17 protein-coding genes are annotated in these 16042 nt (G+C 59.6%); 4 read left to right on the forward strand and 13 right to left on the reverse strand.

All coding sequences use genetic code 11. The features are described from left to right. Nucleotides 1-46: 46 nt before the first annotated feature. The 6 genes from SJY13_RS12845 to SJY13_RS12870 all read right to left on the reverse strand — a co-directional run bounded on the left by SJY13_RS12845 (nucleotide 47) and on the right by SJY13_RS12870 (nucleotide 5323). Complete coding sequence (locus tag SJY13_RS12845; protein ID WP_377191345.1) at nucleotides 47-496, reverse strand: hypothetical protein; 450 nt, start codon at nucleotides 494-496, stop codon at nucleotides 47-49. A gap of 20 nt (nucleotides 497-516) precedes the next feature. Beyond that, nucleotides 517-1590: a phenylalanine--tRNA ligase subunit alpha gene (gene pheS / locus SJY13_RS12850; protein ID WP_377191346.1), complete on the reverse strand. Its 1074-nt coding sequence runs from the start codon at nucleotides 1588-1590 to the stop codon at nucleotides 517-519. A 203-nt stretch (nucleotides 1591-1793) separates the two neighbouring features. Next, nucleotides 1794-3164, reverse strand: coding sequence for a glutamate--cysteine ligase (locus SJY13_RS12855; RefSeq protein WP_377191347.1), 1371 nt, complete (start codon nucleotides 3162-3164; stop codon nucleotides 1794-1796). Between the two features lie 64 nt (nucleotides 3165-3228). Then, the gene (locus SJY13_RS12860; RefSeq protein WP_377191348.1) at nucleotides 3229-3756 is read right to left on the reverse strand and encodes a hypothetical protein; all 528 of its coding nucleotides are present in this window, start codon (nucleotides 3754-3756) and stop codon (nucleotides 3229-3231) included. After that, nucleotides 3753-4601, reverse strand: a complete 849-nt coding sequence (locus tag SJY13_RS12865) for a GNAT family N-acetyltransferase (RefSeq protein ID WP_377191349.1) — start codon at nucleotides 4599-4601, stop codon at nucleotides 3753-3755. The genes SJY13_RS12860 and SJY13_RS12865 overlap by 4 nt, the downstream gene beginning before the upstream one ends. Next, nucleotides 4598-5323 carry a 16S rRNA (uracil(1498)-N(3))-methyltransferase gene (locus SJY13_RS12870; protein ID WP_377191350.1) on the reverse strand — a complete coding sequence of 242 codons (726 nt, stop codon included), beginning with the start codon at nucleotides 5321-5323 and terminating at the stop codon, nucleotides 4598-4600. The genes SJY13_RS12865 and SJY13_RS12870 overlap by 4 nt, the downstream gene beginning before the upstream one ends. 12 nt (nucleotides 5324-5335) lie before the next feature. On the opposite strand from SJY13_RS12870, the gene ubiA reads away from it, so the two are divergent. The 3 genes from ubiA (at nucleotide 5336) to SJY13_RS12885 (ending at nucleotide 8604) form a co-directional block, all read left to right on the forward strand. Further along, nucleotides 5336-6298, forward strand: a complete 963-nt coding sequence (gene ubiA / locus SJY13_RS12875; protein ID WP_377191351.1) for a 4-hydroxybenzoate octaprenyltransferase — start codon at nucleotides 5336-5338, stop codon at nucleotides 6296-6298. A gap of 64 nt (nucleotides 6299-6362) precedes the next feature. Then, nucleotides 6363-8282, forward strand: coding sequence for an OmpA family protein (locus SJY13_RS12880; protein ID WP_377191352.1), 1920 nt, complete (start codon nucleotides 6363-6365; stop codon nucleotides 8280-8282). Between the two features lies 1 nt (nucleotide 8283). Further along, nucleotides 8284-8604: a hypothetical protein gene (locus SJY13_RS12885; RefSeq protein ID WP_085823005.1), complete on the forward strand. Its 321-nt coding sequence runs from the start codon at nucleotides 8284-8286 to the stop codon at nucleotides 8602-8604. 5 nt (nucleotides 8605-8609) lie between these two features. Here SJY13_RS12885 and SJY13_RS12890 read toward each other — a convergent pair whose 3' ends face one another. From SJY13_RS12890 to pgsA, 3 genes are read right to left on the reverse strand one after another with little or no spacing between them, the layout of a single operon-like run. After that, entirely contained in the window at nucleotides 8610-9053 is a 444-nt protein-coding gene (locus SJY13_RS12890) for a molybdenum cofactor biosynthesis protein MoaE (RefSeq protein ID WP_085823006.1), read from the reverse strand. A 4-nt stretch (nucleotides 9054-9057) separates the two neighbouring features. After that, complete coding sequence (gene moaD, locus SJY13_RS12895) at nucleotides 9058-9303, reverse strand: molybdopterin converting factor subunit 1 (protein ID WP_377191353.1); 246 nt, start codon at nucleotides 9301-9303, stop codon at nucleotides 9058-9060. 3 nt (nucleotides 9304-9306) lie between these two features. Continuing rightward, nucleotides 9307-9975 (reverse strand): CDP-diacylglycerol--glycerol-3-phosphate 3-phosphatidyltransferase, encoded by a 669-nt coding sequence (gene pgsA / locus SJY13_RS12900; RefSeq protein WP_085823008.1) that lies wholly within the window; start codon nucleotides 9973-9975, stop codon nucleotides 9307-9309. Nucleotides 9976-10164: 189 nt separating this feature from the next. Between pgsA and SJY13_RS12905 the strand changes: the two genes are divergently transcribed. After that, nucleotides 10165-11049 (forward strand): DMT family transporter, encoded by an 885-nt coding sequence (locus tag SJY13_RS12905; protein ID WP_377191354.1) that lies wholly within the window; start codon nucleotides 10165-10167, stop codon nucleotides 11047-11049. Here SJY13_RS12905 and uvrC read toward each other — a convergent pair. The 4 genes from uvrC to SJY13_RS12925 form a co-directional block, all read right to left on the reverse strand. After that, the gene (gene uvrC / locus SJY13_RS12910; protein ID WP_377191355.1) at nucleotides 11046-12920 is read right to left on the reverse strand and encodes an excinuclease ABC subunit UvrC; all 1875 of its coding nucleotides are present in this window, start codon (nucleotides 12918-12920) and stop codon (nucleotides 11046-11048) included. The genes SJY13_RS12905 and uvrC overlap by 4 nt on opposite strands. A 290-nt stretch (nucleotides 12921-13210) precedes the next feature. Further along, on the reverse strand, nucleotides 13211-13990 hold the full coding sequence (locus SJY13_RS12915) for an SDR family oxidoreductase (protein WP_377191356.1): 780 nt from the start codon (nucleotides 13988-13990) through the stop codon (nucleotides 13211-13213). Nucleotides 13991-14011: 21 nt separating this feature from the next. Continuing rightward, nucleotides 14012-14974: a calcium/sodium antiporter gene (locus SJY13_RS12920; RefSeq protein WP_085823012.1), complete on the reverse strand. Its 963-nt coding sequence runs from the start codon at nucleotides 14972-14974 to the stop codon at nucleotides 14012-14014. A gap of 168 nt (nucleotides 14975-15142) precedes the next feature. After that, a complete protein-coding gene (locus tag SJY13_RS12925) occupies nucleotides 15143-15940 on the reverse strand; it encodes a S49 family peptidase (RefSeq protein ID WP_377191357.1) in 798 nt (265 codons plus the stop codon). Between the last annotated feature and the right edge of the window lie 102 nt (nucleotides 15941-16042).

Here is a 16042-nt window from a genome sequence, read left to right on the forward strand (position 1 = left end):
CCTTTGCTCCGCGCCTCAACAGCTTCAACTAGCTTTGCACTCTTTCTCATTCAGGCTCAAAGTGACCCTCAGGCCTCGGGTGAAGCGGCGTTGGCTTTCCAATCGGTGTTAGGTAACTGAGTTTGCTCTCAGAAATGCCCGTAATTTCGAAGCAGTCTGCGCGCATGGACGCGATGACAGGAAGAATACGCTCATGGACATCCCATTCTCCAAGGGCGACGTCGTCCATAACGCTGGCTTCTTGGAGCATCACCAGTTCCTCTAGGACCTCGTCCGAAGCTACCAGAATTAACTCTGTTTTCGACTTATCATACTCGTAGCGGCTTACTTCAGAGCGCTTTTCAGCGTGCTCAAACACTGCATCAAGGAAGTGCTTGTAGACACGGCGTCGCGCTTCGATAAGAGCCTCTTTTCGGTCAATTCTCTTTTGCCTGCCGTAAAGCAGCAAACCGAATGCCGCCGCAACAAATGGGGCGGCTAACTGCAGCCAATCCATAGTCGTGGGAGCGGAGGATATCACCGCGACAAACCACCATGCAGGTTCGGCATATCCAGCGCGGCAAACCCGTAGTGGCGCAACCAGCGCAGGTCGCTATCAAAGAACGCCCGCAGATCCGGAATGCCATATTTCAGCATCGCCAGACGGTCGATACCGATGCCAAAGGCAAAGCCCTGATAAACCTCAGGATCAATCCCACCGGCGGCAATCACCTTGGGGTGGACCATGCCCGAGCCCAGAATCTCCATCCAATCGTCGCCCTCGCCGATCTTCAGCTGACCGTTGTCCCAGGAACAGCGGATATCAACCTCGGCCGACGGTTCGGTGAAAGGGAAGTGCGAGGCGCGGAAGCGCAGTTCGACATCGTCGACCTCAAAGAACGCCTTCACGAACTCTTCCAGAACCCATTTCAGGTTCGCCATCGAGATGTCCTTGTCCAGCGCCAGCCCCTCGACCTGATGGAACATAGGCGTATGGGTCTGGTCATAATCGGCCCGGTAAACACCGCCCGGACAGATGATGCGGATCGGCGCGCCCTGTTTTTCCATCGAGCGTATCTGGACGGGTGACGTATGGGTGCGCAGCACATGCGGTGGGCGGTCGTCACCCTCGGCGCGGTGCATATAGAACGTATCCATCTCGGCCCGCGCAGGGTGGTGTCCCGGGATGTTCAGCGCATCGAAATTGTGCCAGTCGTTTTCGATCCGCGGCCCTTCGGCAACGGAAAAGCCCAGCTCGGCAAAGATGGCAGTCAGTTCTTCGGTCGCCTGGCTGACCGGATGGATCGACCCCTGCCCCCGCGCGCGGTTCGGCAAGGTGACGTCCAGCCATTCGGTGCGCAGACGTTCGTCCAGCGCGGCATCGGCAAGGCCTGCTTTCTTTGCGACCAGGGCCGAGTTGATTTCGTCCTTCAGCGCGTTCAGCGCGGGGCCTGCGACCTGGCGTTCCTCGGGCGTCATCTTGCCCAGCTCGCGCATCTTCAGCGCGACCTCGCCCTTTTTGCCAACGGCGGCGACGCGGATCGCCTCAAGCGCGTTTTCGTCGCCTGCTTCGGCGATCTGACCCAGATATTTTGCCTTAAGATCGTCCATAACGCTTCCTGAACTTGGCCCCTGACTGCTGTTGAAGTCCTGCTACCACAGCAGTCCGCGAAAGCAAGAGGGGCGCTGCGGCGCAATCAGGCAGAACGCAACATTGCCACGGTTTTGCTCTGACGAACCGGCCGCGCTGCGGCGCCATATCCTTCGGGGCAGCGGTGCTGGTCCGGGAACCGGGCAAACAGGAAGTAAACCGTTCAGTAACTGTATTCGGGGTAAATCCGGGTCAGATCGCCATTCCAGTCGCCATTGTAGTGATCCAACAGCTCATCTGCCGGAACTTTGCCGGTTTCGATACTGTCCTTCAGCGCGTTCAGGAAATGCGTCTCATCCGGAACCAGACCGCCTGCGCCCGGATAGGCGCGGGATTTCAGGCCAGCCTCGGCGATGGACACCACTTCGCGCGCCAGATCGTGCATGTTGATGTTGCCGACCTGCGCCTGCAATCCGTCCTTGGCCGCATCAACGCGCAGGGCCTCGCGGGTTTCTGCATCCCAGCCCTTGACCAGATCCCAGGCCGCGTCGAGCGCCCCCTGATCATATGTCAGGCCGACCCAGAACGCGGGCAGCGCGCACAGACGCCGCCAGGGGCCACCATCGGCACCGCGCATCTCCATGTATTTTTTGATCCGCGCCTCGGGGAAGGCTGTGGTAAGGTGATCGGCCCAGTCGGACAGCGTCGGCGTTTCGCCCGGCAGCGCGGGCAGTTTGCCTTGCAGGAAATCGCGGAAGGACATGCCCAGCGCGTTGATATACTGGCCGTCGCGATAGACAAAATACATCGGCACATCCAGCGCGTATTGCACGTAGCGTTCAAAGCCAAAGCCCTCTTCGAACACAAACGGCAACATGCCTGTGCGCGCGTTATCCAGATGCCGCCAGATATGGCTGCGCCAGCTTTTTTGGCCGTTGGGCTTGCCTTCAAAGAACGGCGAATTGGCAAACAGCGCCGTCGCCACCGGCTGCAAGGCCAGCGCCACGCGCAGTTTCTGCACCATGTCGGCCTCGGACCCAAAGTCGATATTGACCTGAACGGTGCAAGTGCGCCGCATCATGGCGCGGCCCATGGTTCCGACTTTTTCCATATAGTCGTTCATCAGCCGATAGCGCCCCTTGGGCATCAGCGGCATCTGGTCATGGGACCAGATCGGGGCGGCACCCAGACCGATGAAGCCCACGCCGATCTCATCGGCGATATCCTTCACTTCGCGCAGATGGGTGTTCACCTCGTCACAGGTCTCGTGGATGGTTTCCAGCGGAGCACCGGACAGCTCCAACGCGCCGCCTGGCTCCAGACTGACATTGGCGCCGTCTTTTTCCAGACCGATCAGCTTGCCGGCCTCACGGACTTCGCCCCAGTCATGGCGGTCACGCAGCCCTTCCAACACGGCCACGATCGAGCGGGTGCCCTCAAACGGCAGCGGTTTCAGGGTGTCTTTGCAGTAGCCGAACTTTTCATGCTCGGTCCCGATGCGCCAATCCTGTTTGGGCTTGCAACCCGATTCAAGATATTCGGCCAGTTGCGCGTGGCGTTCGATCGGCCCGCCGCCGGATTGGGGGATGGACATGAACCGTACTCCGATCCTGGTGTGTCTGTCTTTTCGTCAGTCGTGGGCGCAAATGCGGCCAGTGTCAATGCAGGCGCAAATGGGCTGGGCGCATTGAAGTGCGCTCCCAGATCACTACCGGATGGACCCCGCGACCGTTCAATTCCGCCAGCATTTGTTCGGTTTTCAGCCCCGGCAAGGCCGCGAATACGTCGAACAAGGCCTCGGCCCCTTCGGCATTCACAGGAATGTGAAGCGTGGGCTGCCCCGGCTGATCCAGCACCCAATGCGCCGGATTCGAGGTTGGATCCAGTGCCAGCCGTTCGATTTCGCGGCTGGCGATCATACCACCGTCCAGCGGTCCCAGATAGGTGATCTGACCTTCGTCGATCGTCACAACGCCGGGACCACCCGCCCCTGTGCGGAACCGGGCGCGTTGGATGCCAATCACGGCCAGCGCAACAGACATGACCACCAACACCCAGCCCAGCCATCCCAGCAACCCGCCCGGACCGCCGATCCAACTGAGGCCAAGGATCAGAACAAACCCCGCCACCAATACTTCGCGCCAGCGCCATAGGGCTAGTTTGGCTTCGGGTCGAATGAAACTCATGCCGGGTCCTTTGGGTTTTTGAACAGGATCAGCGAGAACTGCCCCGCCGGTTTGAATCCAATTGCAATATAGGCACGCGCAGCCGCATCGGAAGCCGCAAACAGAACCGCGCGGGATACTCCGGCTTTTTGCGCCTCCAACAAGTGCAATGCCACGGCCAGACGGGCGTAGCCCCGGCCTCGAAATTCGGGCGGGGTATAAACGCCACCAATTTGCACGACGTCCGGCAGGCGGGCGTTGAACCCGGTCATACCTACAGGCTGACCGCCGATAAGCATGGCTTGGTGAGAGCCGCGCTGCACGTAAGTTGTGATGTCTTGCATCGCCTGATTTTGCGCACGGGCGGGATCGAAATCCATTGCCTCGATCAGATACTTTCGCCGCCATTCTTCGGTGATCTTTGGATCGAGATCTCCCAAAGGCACAAGCTCCGCTCCGGCGACTTCTGGCACCACAATTTGGTTCAAATCCAACGTAAATCCAGGCTCGTCGCTGTTTAACGTGGCCGGGCGGTTCTCCCACCCCGCAAGCTGCATGATCCGGCGGGCTTGCGAGGCCTCGGCGGCCAATCCAAACAGCTTGTGGCCACGGATCAGGGCAATCGCATCGCGCAGCTCTTGATCGGTGCAATCCGGGCATTGCGACAGGACCATGCCCTCGTTGGTGATGGCAAAGACGGCGCTAGGTCCTTCGCCCAACATCCAGATATCCAGCGCCCGCAGGTCAGAGCCGCGCAGGCCAAAGTCCCGCAGGTTGGCCAGTGGAAACATCGAGGTTTGCACATGGCGATACAAAAACCGTTCGATCGCCTTGATGTCTTCCTGCCGGGCCGGCCGCCAGCTCAAGACCAATCCCCCAGTGCCTGTTGCCACATCGTCAGCGCCGCCACCGCAGCCGTATCCGCCCTCAGGATACGCGGGCCGAGGCTGACCACATGCGCATAGGGCAGTCCGGACAATCGGGCGCGTTCACGGTCAGAGAATCCACCCTCAGGGCCAATCAGGATGGCCCATGGCTGACCCTTTTCCTGCGCCGCCAAACGCAGGGCCGAGCCGACTTCGGCCTCATCGCAGAACATCATCTGACGGGTTTCCGGCCAGTCGTCCAGCACACGATCAAGGCGCTGCAGATCTGCAACCTCAGGCACAAAAGTGCCGCCACATTGCTCAGCGGCTTCGACCGCGTGAGCCTGCAGGCGGTCCTGACGGATGCGTTCGGAATTGGTGAACTGGGTCTGCACCGGCATGATCCGTGCCGCGCCCATTTCCGCCGCCTTTTCGACAATGAAATCGGTGCGGGCCTTTTTGATCGGCGCAAACAGGAACCACAGATCGGGCGGCATGTGCAGCGGTTTGCTCTGCGTCTGACAGGTCAGTTTACCGCCTTTTTTCCCGGCCTCTGCAACCTTGGCCAGCCACTCTCCGTCCTTGCCATTAAACAGAGCCACATGGCCGCCCACGGCCAGCCGCATGACGCCGAACAGGTAGTGGGCCTGCTCGCGCGTCAATTCAACCGATTGCCCCGGACCCAAAAGGTGATCTACATACAGTCTGATCTTTGCACTCATGAGACCCTACATATGCAAGGCAATGCCCCAACACCAGACGGTCAAGTTGCCGATGCCGTCAGCGGCAACTGGGTCGATACCCACGCGCCTGCCTTTAGCCGCCCCTACCTGCGCCTGAGCCGCGCAGACCGGCCCATCGGGACGTGGCTGTTGCTGATTCCCTGCTGGTGGGGTCTGACGCTGGCGATCCTCAGTGATGGCACCCCGCGGTGGGAAGACCTGTGGATCGCCATAGGCTGTGCCATCGGGGCTTTTTTGATGCGCGGCGCGGGTTGCACCTGGAACGATATCACCGATCGCAAGTTTGACGGGCAGGTCGAACGCACCCGGTCGCGCCCAATTCCGTCGGGTCAGGTCAGCGTGCGGCAGGCGGTGATCTGGATGGGGCTGCAATGCCTGTTGGCGCTGGTGATTCTGCTGACCTTCAACAGGGCCGCCATTGCAATGGGTGTATTGTCGTTGCTGCCCGTGGTCGTCTACCCATATGCCAAACGATTTACCTGGTGGCCGCAGGTTTTTCTGGGGTTGGCCTTCAACTGGGGCATCCTGCTGACCTGGGCGGCCCATACCGGAACCGTGGGCCTTCCGGCAATCATTTTGTACCTCGCCGGTATCAGTTGGACGCTGTTTTACGATACCATCTATGCCCATCAGGACGCCGAGGATGATGAGCTGATCGGGATCAAATCCACCGCCCGTCTGTTCGGCACCGATACCGCGCGATGGCTGAAATACTTCCTTGTGGCCACGGTCGCCCTGATGGGGATGGCCATTATCGACGCCACAACGGCCCAGGCGTCGATCATGGCGCTGGTTGTGGCCCTTGCGGGGCCCTGGGCCATGGGCTGGCATATGGCTTGGCAGCTTCGTGGACTGGATCTTGAAGACAACGCCAAACTGCTGCAACTGTTCCGCGTCAACCGGGACACTGGCCTTATTCCGCTGATCTTCCTGTGCGCTGCGCTGTGGCTCTGATTGCACCTCGGCGCAGGCCTCTGTAAGAGTTTTGCCAACCGTCTGAGGAGTTGATTGCCCGCACATGCGCTTGCCCTATTTCCTTGCTGTTTCCCTCATATTCCTTGTATCGGCCGGAGTTTGTCTTGTGGCCGCCAGCTTTGCGGTAACAAAGGTCGAAGAGACCTCTGAATTTACGGTCCGGCGCGCGCTAGACCTGAAAGGCCATGACTGGGCTGAGGTCCATTCGGACGGGTTGCGCGTTGTTTTGACCGGAACCGCCACAGACGAGGCCACACGGTTCAACGCCTTGACGGCTGCGGGCACCGAGGTCGACACCTCGCGCGTGATCGATGAAATGCAGGTCGCTCCCACGACACAACTGGCAGCGCCCCGGTTTTCAGCCGAAATCCTGCGCAATGACAGCGGGATTTCCGTCATCGGCCTGATCCCGGCCAGCGAGAATCGTGCGGCGCTGATGGATCGATTGAACAGGCTGGACGGCAGCGTGCCTGTGTCCGACCTGATGGAAACCGCCGACTACCCCAAACCTAAAGGTTGGGACGATGCCGTCACCTATGCAGTCGAGGCCCTGACCCGCCTGCCGCGCGCCAAAATCTCGGCCAGCCCCGGGCTGGTCAAGATCACTGCCATTGCCGACAGTCAGCAAGAGAAAGAGCAGCTGGAACAAGAGCTGACGCGCGCCGCGCCGCCCAGCCTGCGGATCGGCCTGTCGATCTCGGCCCCGCGCCCGGTGATTACGCCCTTTACCCTGCGCTATCTTATTGACGAAGAGGGCGGGCAGTTTGACGCCTGTTCCGCGCAGGACGAACAGGCCCGCGAGACAATTATTGCCGCAGCGCAGGATGCCGGCCTGGCGGCCTCGTACACGTGCACTATCGGGTTGGGGGTGCCTTCGCCGCGTTGGCCCGAAGCGGCCGCGCTCAGCATTCGTGCCCTAGCCGAAATCGGCGGCGGATCCGTGACCCTTTCGGATGCGGACATCACGCTGGTCGCAGCCGAAGGCACAAACGCCGGGACCTTTGACCGCGTGGTCGGTGAGCTTGAGGCTGCCCTGCCCGACGTCTTTGCCCTGCACGCCATCCTGCCCCCGCCCGAAACGGAAGACCAGGCCGGTCCGCCCGAGTTTTCCGCCACACGCAGCCCCGAAGGGCTGGTGCAAATGCGCGGCCGTGTGGGTGACGAAACCCTGCGGGACATGGTCGACAGCTACGCCCGTGCAGCCTTTGGGTCCGAACAGGTTCACACCGCAACCCGCATCGCCCCCGAACTGCCTGGTGATTGGCCTGTGCGAATCCTGGCGGGGCTTGAGGCGTTGTCACAGCTGCATAACGGTGCCCTGATCGTCACACCGGACAACGTCACGCTGAGCGGCATCACCCATGACCCCAAGACCCGAGCTTACGTTGCGGGTCTATTATCCGATAAACTGGGTGATGCGCAGGAATTCAGCCTGTCGATCACCCATCAGGAACCACCGGAACCCGCCGACAAACTGCCTGATCCCGAAGTTTGCGAAGAACGCATCGCCGAGGTCCAAGCCGGCACCAAGATTGCGTTCGAACCGGGCTCGGCCACGATCGCCTCAAACTCACGGGACACGGTCAACCAGATCGCCGACATCCTGCGGGAATGCGGCCCGATCCGGCTGGAAATTCAGGGTCACACCGATAGCCAGGGTCGCGAAGAAATGAATCAGCAGCTCAGCCAAGCGCGAGCACAGTCCATTCTGAACGAACTGCGTGGGCGGCGAATCCCGACCGCCAGCTATACTGCGGTCGGATATGGCGAAACGCAGCCCATCGCCGACAATGACAGCGAGACAGGCCGCGAGGAAAACCGTCGCATCGAATTCCGTCTGATCCGGCCTGAATCGGTGACCAACACAGAAACCGGGCTGGAGGCTTTGGAAGCGCCGTCAGACCCAACAGAGGTTGAAGAAACGGACACGACCGCAACGGATGCGGAAGCAGGGGACCAGTAAGTTGAACAGAATCGAGTTTATCATCGCCACCGCCGTCATCCTGTTCGCGGCCTTTTGCATGGGCTGGTTCGCCAATTGGCTGGCCCACCGTCTGTCGCGTGTGCGTCAAAGCGACGTGGCCGATCTGGACCGAATGAGCCAGGAGTTGCACGAAGCGGAAGAAACCCGCGATCAGGCCATCACCTACCTGCAGCAACGCGAGGCGGAACTGACCAATCAACTGACCCAGACCGAGGCAGAACTGGCCGCGGCGATGGACGGTCTGCGCGCCGCACGGCAAGACGCCGAAGAAATGCGCGGGCGTATCAATAACGCGGACTAAGGGGCCTACCAGCGGGTCAGCGCGTCTTCGTCCTCGTCCTTGGCAGCAACCCAGTCAGCGCCGGATGTCGTGATCTCTTTTTTCCAGAACGGCGCGCGGGATTTCAAGTAATCCATCAGGTATTCCGCCGCCTCAAACGCGTCTTTGCGATGGGGCGAGGCCGTGGCCACCATCATGATCCGATCCCCCGGCGCCAGACGGCCATGGCGGTGAATCACAAGCACATCCCCAAGCGACCAACGCATCTGCGCCTCTTGCGCGATCTTGGTCAGCGCCCGTTCGGTCATGCCCGGATAATGCTCAATCTCCATCACATCCAGATCACCCGAGGCCAGATCGCGCACAACGCCGGTAAAGGTCACAATGGCCCCGTTGGCATTGTCTCCGGCGGCAAACGCGTTGGCCTCGGCGCCCAGATCGAACTCTTGTTCCTGAACCGCGATCCGCATCGGCTCAGCCGCCGGTCATGGGCGGGAAAAAGGCCACTTCACGCACACCGGACAGCGGCGCGTCGAAATCCGACAGCTCTTGATCCAGGGCTACGCGCAGCGCTGACAGGTCAGCAAAGGCTGCGGCGTAACGCTCTTCGCGGGCGCTAAGCTCGGCGACCAGATCGGATACTGTGGCAGCATTGGTTTCGATCCGCTCTTTCGGCAGGCCGATGCGTTCGCGAACCCAGGCAAAATACAGCACGTCCATCCCTTAGCTCTCCTTCAGGTGGGGCATGGCTTTACGTAGGTAGTCATAGCCAGTGATCAATGTCAGCGCTGCGGCAATCCACAACAGCCACAGGCCGATCCGGCCGGACCAGAACATGCCCTCAAGGCTGCCGCGCAACCCGTTCAGGTCCTCGATCTGGCCGGTCAGGACCTGGTCCAGTGTTTCCGCATCCATCCCGAAAGACCCCATTACAAAGTGATGCTCGAATATCCCTTGCGAAAACAGGATGGCAATTGCCACCATCTGCGCGGTTGTCTTCCATTTGGCCAGCTTGGTCACTTTCAGCGTGCCGGCCACATCCCCCAGATACTCCCGCAGGCCTGAGACAAAAACCTCGCGGAACAGGATCACGGTCGCGGGCAGCACCAGCCAGGGTGTCCAGTGTTCGGTGGAATAGCCCACAAGGATCATCAACGCGACCACCACCATCGCCTTGTCAGCAATGGGGTCCAACATTGCGCCGATCTTGGTCTCTTGCCCCCAGGCACGCGCCAGATATCCGTCAAACCAATCGGTAATGGCGGCCGACAGAAATAGGATCAGGGCGAACCAATCGGCATAGGGGCGGGTGAAGTACAGAAACATCACGGCCAGACCTGGGGCTGCCACCAGGCGCAGAACGGTCAGGATATTGGGCAGGTTCCATTTCATATCCCAACCCTACATCGCCGGTCCGGGACAGAAAAGGCGGCCTTGCAAAAAACTGACCCGTTCACAGGAGGTTGAGGACCGAGCGGTCAAAGGGTCGCAACCGGGAACTCTCAGACAGATACATCTTGGCGCGGGAACGCTTTGCGGTCAGATTGGCGGACGGCCCGGCCCGAAAGGCGACTGCACCCAATGACAGCACATATACAGACCGACCCGCGATCCAACCTGATCGGCAGCGCGTGGATGATCGCCGCAATGGCGCTGTTCGCGCTGGAGGATGCGTTGCTGAAGGGCGCTTCGGCCGTGTTGCCAATCTGGCAAATTCTGGTGCTGTTCGGCGCGGGTGGAACGGTGATCTTTGCCGCTGTTGCCCTGCTGCGCGGGGGAAACCTGTTTCACCCGGACGTGCTATCACGCCCGATGAAAATTCGGGTTCTGTTCGAGATTTTCGGGCGGCTGTTCTATGTGCTGGCAATCACTCTGACGCCGTTGTCCTCGGCTACGGTAATTCTGCAGGCCACACCCTTGGTCGTTGTTGCAGGGGCCGCTCTGTTTTTCGGCGAAACCGTAGGCTGGCGACGGTGGAGCGCTATTCTGATCGGCCTGATCGGCGTGGTGGTGATCATCCAACCGACCGGTGACAGTTTCGCGGCCCTGTCCATATTGGCGGTTTTGGGAATGCTGGGGTTTGCCGGGCGTGATCTGGCCAGCCGCGCGGCACCCGCGACCCTCAGTACCGAAGTTCTGGGGTTCTACGGATTTCTGTGCATCATCATCGCCGGGCTGGCCTATCGGTATTGGGAAGGCGTGCCCCTGCAACCGTTGACTCTGCATGCCGGGCTGCACGTCACCGGGGCCATTGTGATGGGAACCCTGGCCTATGCGTCACTGATGAAAGCGATGCGGACCGGTGAAGTTTCGGCTGTAACCCCGTTCCGCTACTCGCGGCTGTTGTTTGGCGTGGGGCTGGGCGTGGTGATATTTGGCGAGCGACTGGACCAGACCATGTGGATCGGAAGTGCGCTGATCGTGGTCTCGGGCCTCTATATCCTGTGGCGCGGGCGGCGGGATTAACCCTTGTCATGAAAAAAGTCATAGACCTTTTGCGCCAGCCCGGCTGAGATCCCCTCGACCGCTTTGAGATCCGCCAGATTGGCGCGGCTGACGGCCTTGGCGCTGCCGAAATGAGCCAACAGGGCGCGTTTGCGGGCCGCTCCCACTCCTGCGATTTCATCCAGCGGCGTGGCCCCGATGGCCTTAGCGCGTTTGGCGCGGTGGGTGCCGATGGCAAACCGATGTGCCTCGTCCCTCAGGCGCTGAATGAAATACAACACGGGGTCATTGCGTTTCAGTGCAAAAGGCCGCTGGCCTGTTCGGTGGAATTCTTCCTTTCCGTGATCTCGGTCAACGCCCTTGGCAACGCCGATCATCGGGATATCTTCAACGCCGTGTTGGGCCATGATCTCATGCACCGCACTTACCTGTCCCGCACCGCCATCGATCAACAGCAGATCGGGCCACAGCCCCTTGTCGCGATCCGGGTCTTCTTTCTGCAACCGGGTGAAGCGACGGGTCAGAACCTCTTTCATCATGCCAAAGTCATCGCCGGGGGTCAGATCATCCCCACGGATGTTGAACTTGCGATAGGCGTTTTTCATGTACCCTTCAGGGCCAGCCACGATCATACCACCCACCGCATTGGTGCCTTGAATATGCGAGTTGTCGTAAACCTCGATCCGTGCCGGAGGCGCATCCAGATCAAACGCCTCGGCCACGCCGCGCAGCAGCTTGGCCTGCGTGGCACTTTCCGACATGCGCCGGGCCAGGGATTCGCGAGCGTTACGTAGGGCACCGGCGACCAGCTCCTGTTTTTCACCCCGTTGCGGCACCAGGATTTCAACCTTGCGACCGGCCTTTTCGCTCAGGGCTTCCTGCATCAGATCGGCGTTTTCTATAGCGTCTGACAGGATCAACTGCCGAGGCGGTTCCTTGTTGTCGTAGAACTGACCCAGAAACGCCTCCATCACCTCGGCGGCAGAGACATCCGGCCCGACGCGCGGAAAGAAGTCCTTGTTGCCCCAGTTCTGATTGGCGCGGATGAAAAACACCTGAACACAGGCCTGACCACTGTCCATATACAGACCGATCACATCCGCCTCGGCCACGCCGCGCGGGTTGATGCCCTGGGAGGACTGCACCTGCGTCAGCGCCCGGATGCGGTCGCGCAGACCAGCGGCGCGTTCGAACTCCATCGCCTCGGACGCGGTCATCATCTGTTCGGCCAGCTCTTCCTGCACTTTGGTCGACCGACCTGACAGAAACCGTTCGGCGTCCATCACGCTTTCTCGGTACTCCTCCTGAGAGATCAGGCCGACGCACGGCCCTGAACACCGTTTGATCTGATACAGCAGGCAAGGCCGTGTGCGGCTGTCGAACATCGAATCCGAGCAGTTGCGCAGCAGAAACGCTTTTTGCAGCTGGTTCAGAGTCCGGTTCACTGCGCCTGCACTAGCAAAGGGTCCAAAATAGGCGCCCTTTTCCTTCTTCGCGCCACGGTGCTTTTTGATCTGCGGAAAGTCGCGGTCTTTGGCGACCAAAATATTGGGGAAACTTTTGTCGTCGCGCAGCAGCACGTTGTACTTCGGCTTCAGCTGCTTGATCAGGTTTTGCTCCAGCAGCAGCGCCTCGGTTTCGGTCCGTGTGGTCAGGAACATCATCGAGGCCGTCGCGGCAATCATCCGCTCAATCCGTCCAGAATGCCCGGGGCGGGTGTAATTCGACACCCGTGCCTTCAGATTGCGCGCCTTGCCCACGTATAGAACCCGGCTATCGCTATCCAGCATCCGGTAAACACCCGGAGAGCTGTCCAGCGTTTTCACATAACGCTGGATACAGGCAAATCCGGTGGGTTGCGCGTCCGCTTCGGTATCGTTCTGAGAGCTCATCGGTCCGAAATATGATTCTCTGTCAATCGCTGCAATCTTGAAGCTCCCAAATCAAGAGAAAACAAATCCACTGTTTCTGTGGATAACTGTGAAGATAAGTTTTGTAGCATCGCGAATTTCCCTTGTTTCTTTACCCATTCCCCGGTTTGCACAAAAAATAGGCACAATATTAAGGTGCTGATTTTATTATATATTATTTCGTACACAGGACAAGTATATGAAAAAAAAGACAATTTTGTAACGCGCATGTAACGGATCTGAGAGCGGTGCAAAACTTGCACCGGTTTTATTTATTCTACGCCCAGAACGTCCGGTGTCTGCCACCCCAGATGCTGTCCGCCATCCACGCATAACAGCTGTCCGGTCACCGCATGGGCGTCCAGAAAATATCCCAGCGCGGCGGTGATATCCGACGGGTTTGCGCCCCGCTCCAATACGGTGCTGGCACGCTGCGCTTTGAAGTGATCTTCGCTCTGGCGGTGGCCCTGCATTGTCGGCCCCGGACCGATGGCATTGACGCGGATCGCAGGGGTCAGTGCCTGTGCTGCGGTGCGGGTCAGTGCCCACAGGCCCATTTTGGCAATGGTGTAAGACATAAACTCGGGCGTCAGCTTGCGCACCCGCATGTCGACCATGTTGACAATCAGCCCGGTAGCCACCGGTTCACCCGCGTCATCGGTGTCGGGCTCAAGCCCTTGCGTGGCCATGGCCTGCGTCAGAACGAAAGGCGCACGCAGATTGCTGTCCAGGTGACGGTCCCAGCTTTGGCGCGTGGCGGTATGAATGTTGTCATATTCAAAGATTGAGGCGTTGTTGACCAGGCAGGTGATCGGCCCGCCCAGCGCCTTAGCTGCGCGGGGCAGCAGGATTTCGACCTGTGCCTCATCCAGAAGATCGGCTTGCAGTGCCACCGAAGTGCAGCCCAGAGCCTGAACCTCGGCCACGGTGTCCTGCGCTGGCTCCTCAGAGGTGGCGTAGTGCACCGCCACATCATATCCACGGCGCGCCAGATACAGTGCCATGGCCTGGCCAAGGCGAATTCCGGCTCCGGTCACTAGGGCTCGGGTCATGGCAATCCTCTCTCCGTCACATTACGCCAACAGAGAGATGACGTAGACCGCATACAGAAGTGTCAACAGCAGGCCCCAGCCGCGCGTGATATCCTTTTTGAGAAACACAAACGGAATCAGCAACAGCGACGCGACCAGCATGACCCAAAGGTCAAACCGCAAGAATTCCGGGTCAACAGGAATGCGTCCAAACAGGGTGGCGATACCAACGACAGCCAGCAGGTTGAACATGTTCGACCCGATCACGTTGCCCAGCGCAACATCGGCCTGACGACGCAATGCTGCCATCACGGTAGTTGCCAGCTCCGGCAGGGACGTTCCGACTGCAACAAGGGTCAAGCCAATCACCGTCTCAGTCACCCCATAGGTGCGAGCAATCTCTGTCGCATTCTCAACCAACAGATGCGCCCCCATCGGCAGGCCGATCAATCCCAACACCAGATAGATCGATATCTTCCAATAGGGCATGTCGGGATCGGCCTCTTCCAGGCCGTCCAGCTCGTCATCCTCGGCGCAAGCGGCACCACAGGCTTTGCGATGGGCGCGGGCTTCACGGAACGCATTCCACAAAACCAGGCTGAGCGCGGCCAGCAATATGGCACCGCTGAACAGGTTGAAGACGCCACAAAAGGCCAGCCCGATAAACAGAACTGTCGCCAGCAGCATAAAGACATAGTTTTTGCGGCTGTCACATTCGCTGGTGTGCAGTGTCGCCAACAAGGCGGGCAACCCCAAAACCAGCAGGATGTTTGCCGTATTCGATCCCACTACGTTTCCCAGAGCAATCCCCGGCGCGTTTTCCTTAATCGCGCTGATGGCAATCAGCAATTCCGGGGCCGAGGTCCCAAACGCCACAATCGTCAGGCTGACAATCAGGGCAGGCACGCCCAGACGCAAGCTCAGGTTCACCGCTCCGCGCACAAGTGCATCGCCCGCCAGCAACAGGATCAGCAATCCAAGGCCGGATAACAGCCATGCCGTCATGTACGGCCTCCTTTTTCGCAGGCGCAGGGGCCTTTGCCGATCCTGAACCGCCCGCAGCGCGGACATCTTGCCGATTGTAACCGCTTCTGTCCCGGATAGCGCAGTTTTCCAAACATCGCCAATACGCCTATGGCAACAAGGAAGAGGGTTACAATCTTGATAATCACGTCACAAACCGAAACGCGCATAGGCGGCGCGTTCTTCAAGCCCGACAATAGCGTCCTGCGCCATCGCGGCCCCAAACCGCGACCAGAAGGGTTTGCGCAGCCCGTAGCGGCGGAATTTGACCTTGTCGCCAAATCGCTTCTGCATCTCTGGTTTCAGATGTCCGATACCGTCAATCAGGCCCAGTTCCTGTGCGCGGCGGGCCAGCCATATCTCACCTGTGAACAGGTCCTGGCTGTCGTCCAGCTTGGTGCCGCGCCGGGTTTTAACATAAGCAATAAAATTGTCGTGGATATCCGCCAGCAGGCTTTCCAGCCGCACGACATCCTCTTTCTTTTCCGGCGAGAAGGGGTCCAACATGGATTTCGATTGCCCCGCCGTATGCACACGCCGCTCAATTCCCTGCCGTTTCAGCAGGACATGCGCGCCAAACCCCGAAGAAATCACTCCGATCGATCCCAGAACCGAGCTGTCATCCGCATAAATCTCGTCTGCTGCGGCAGCCAACCAATACCCGCCCGAAGCCGCGACATCCTCGACAAATCCGATCACCGGGACATTCAGCTCATCCGACAAACGCCGGATACGCGCCCCGATCAGAGAGCTTTGCACCGGCGATCCGCCGGGTGAGTTGATCTCCAGCGCGACAGCGGCTGGTTTTCCCTTGCGAAAGGCTTTCTCGAGAACGGGGGCAAGCGCGGTGTCCGACAGGGACCCGCGCCCTGCCATTCCGATGGCACCGGACAGGCGCACAACGGCCACGCAAGGTTGCTTTTTAAGAAACGGTAGGCTGAGCTTCATGGGTGCCGATGTAGAGTGCGCCAGACTTGTAAACAAGGGACCGACTGACCGTTAGATGCAACGTGAACACATTTCCTGAGGGCAACGGGCAAAAATGCAACG

The sequence above is a fragment of the Ruegeria meonggei genome (assembly GCF_042768335.1).
Lineage (GTDB): Bacteria > Pseudomonadota > Alphaproteobacteria > Rhodobacterales > Rhodobacteraceae > Ruegeria > Ruegeria meonggei.

Coding starts and splice junctions, on each gene's coding strand:
- SJY13_RS12845 (WP_377191345.1), bottom strand. CDS start 496: ATGGATTGGCTGCAGTTAGCCGCCCCATTTGTTGCGGCGGCATTCGGT.
- pheS (WP_377191346.1), bottom strand. CDS start 1,590: ATGGACGATCTTAAGGCAAAATATCTGGGTCAGATCGCCGAAGCAGGC.
- SJY13_RS12855 (WP_377191347.1), bottom strand. CDS start 3,164: ATGTCCATCCCCCAATCCGGCGGCGGGCCGATCGAACGCCACGCGCAA.
- SJY13_RS12860 (WP_377191348.1), bottom strand. CDS start 3,756: ATGAGTTTCATTCGACCCGAAGCCAAACTAGCCCTATGGCGCTGGCGC.
- SJY13_RS12870 (WP_377191350.1), bottom strand. CDS start 5,323: ATGAGTGCAAAGATCAGACTGTATGTAGATCACCTTTTGGGTCCGGGG.
- ubiA (WP_377191351.1), top strand. CDS start 5,336: ATGCAAGGCAATGCCCCAACACCAGACGGTCAAGTTGCCGATGCCGTC.
- SJY13_RS12880 (WP_377191352.1), top strand. CDS start 6,363: ATGCGCTTGCCCTATTTCCTTGCTGTTTCCCTCATATTCCTTGTATCG.
- SJY13_RS12890 (WP_085823006.1), bottom strand. CDS start 9,053: ATGCGGATCGCGGTTCAGGAACAAGAGTTCGATCTGGGCGCCGAGGCC.
- moaD (WP_377191353.1), bottom strand. CDS start 9,303: ATGGACGTGCTGTATTTTGCCTGGGTTCGCGAACGCATCGGCCTGCCG.
- pgsA (WP_085823008.1), bottom strand. CDS start 9,975: ATGAAATGGAACCTGCCCAATATCCTGACCGTTCTGCGCCTGGTGGCA.
- SJY13_RS12905 (WP_377191354.1), top strand. CDS start 10,165: ATGACAGCACATATACAGACCGACCCGCGATCCAACCTGATCGGCAGC.
- uvrC (WP_377191355.1), bottom strand. CDS start 12,920: ATGAGCTCTCAGAACGATACCGAAGCGGACGCGCAACCCACCGGATTT.
- SJY13_RS12915 (WP_377191356.1), bottom strand. CDS start 13,990: ATGACCCGAGCCCTAGTGACCGGAGCCGGAATTCGCCTTGGCCAGGCC.
- SJY13_RS12920 (WP_085823012.1), bottom strand. CDS start 14,974: ATGACGGCATGGCTGTTATCCGGCCTTGGATTGCTGATCCTGTTGCTG.
- SJY13_RS12925 (WP_377191357.1), bottom strand. CDS start 15,940: ATGAAGCTCAGCCTACCGTTTCTTAAAAAGCAACCTTGCGTGGCCGTT.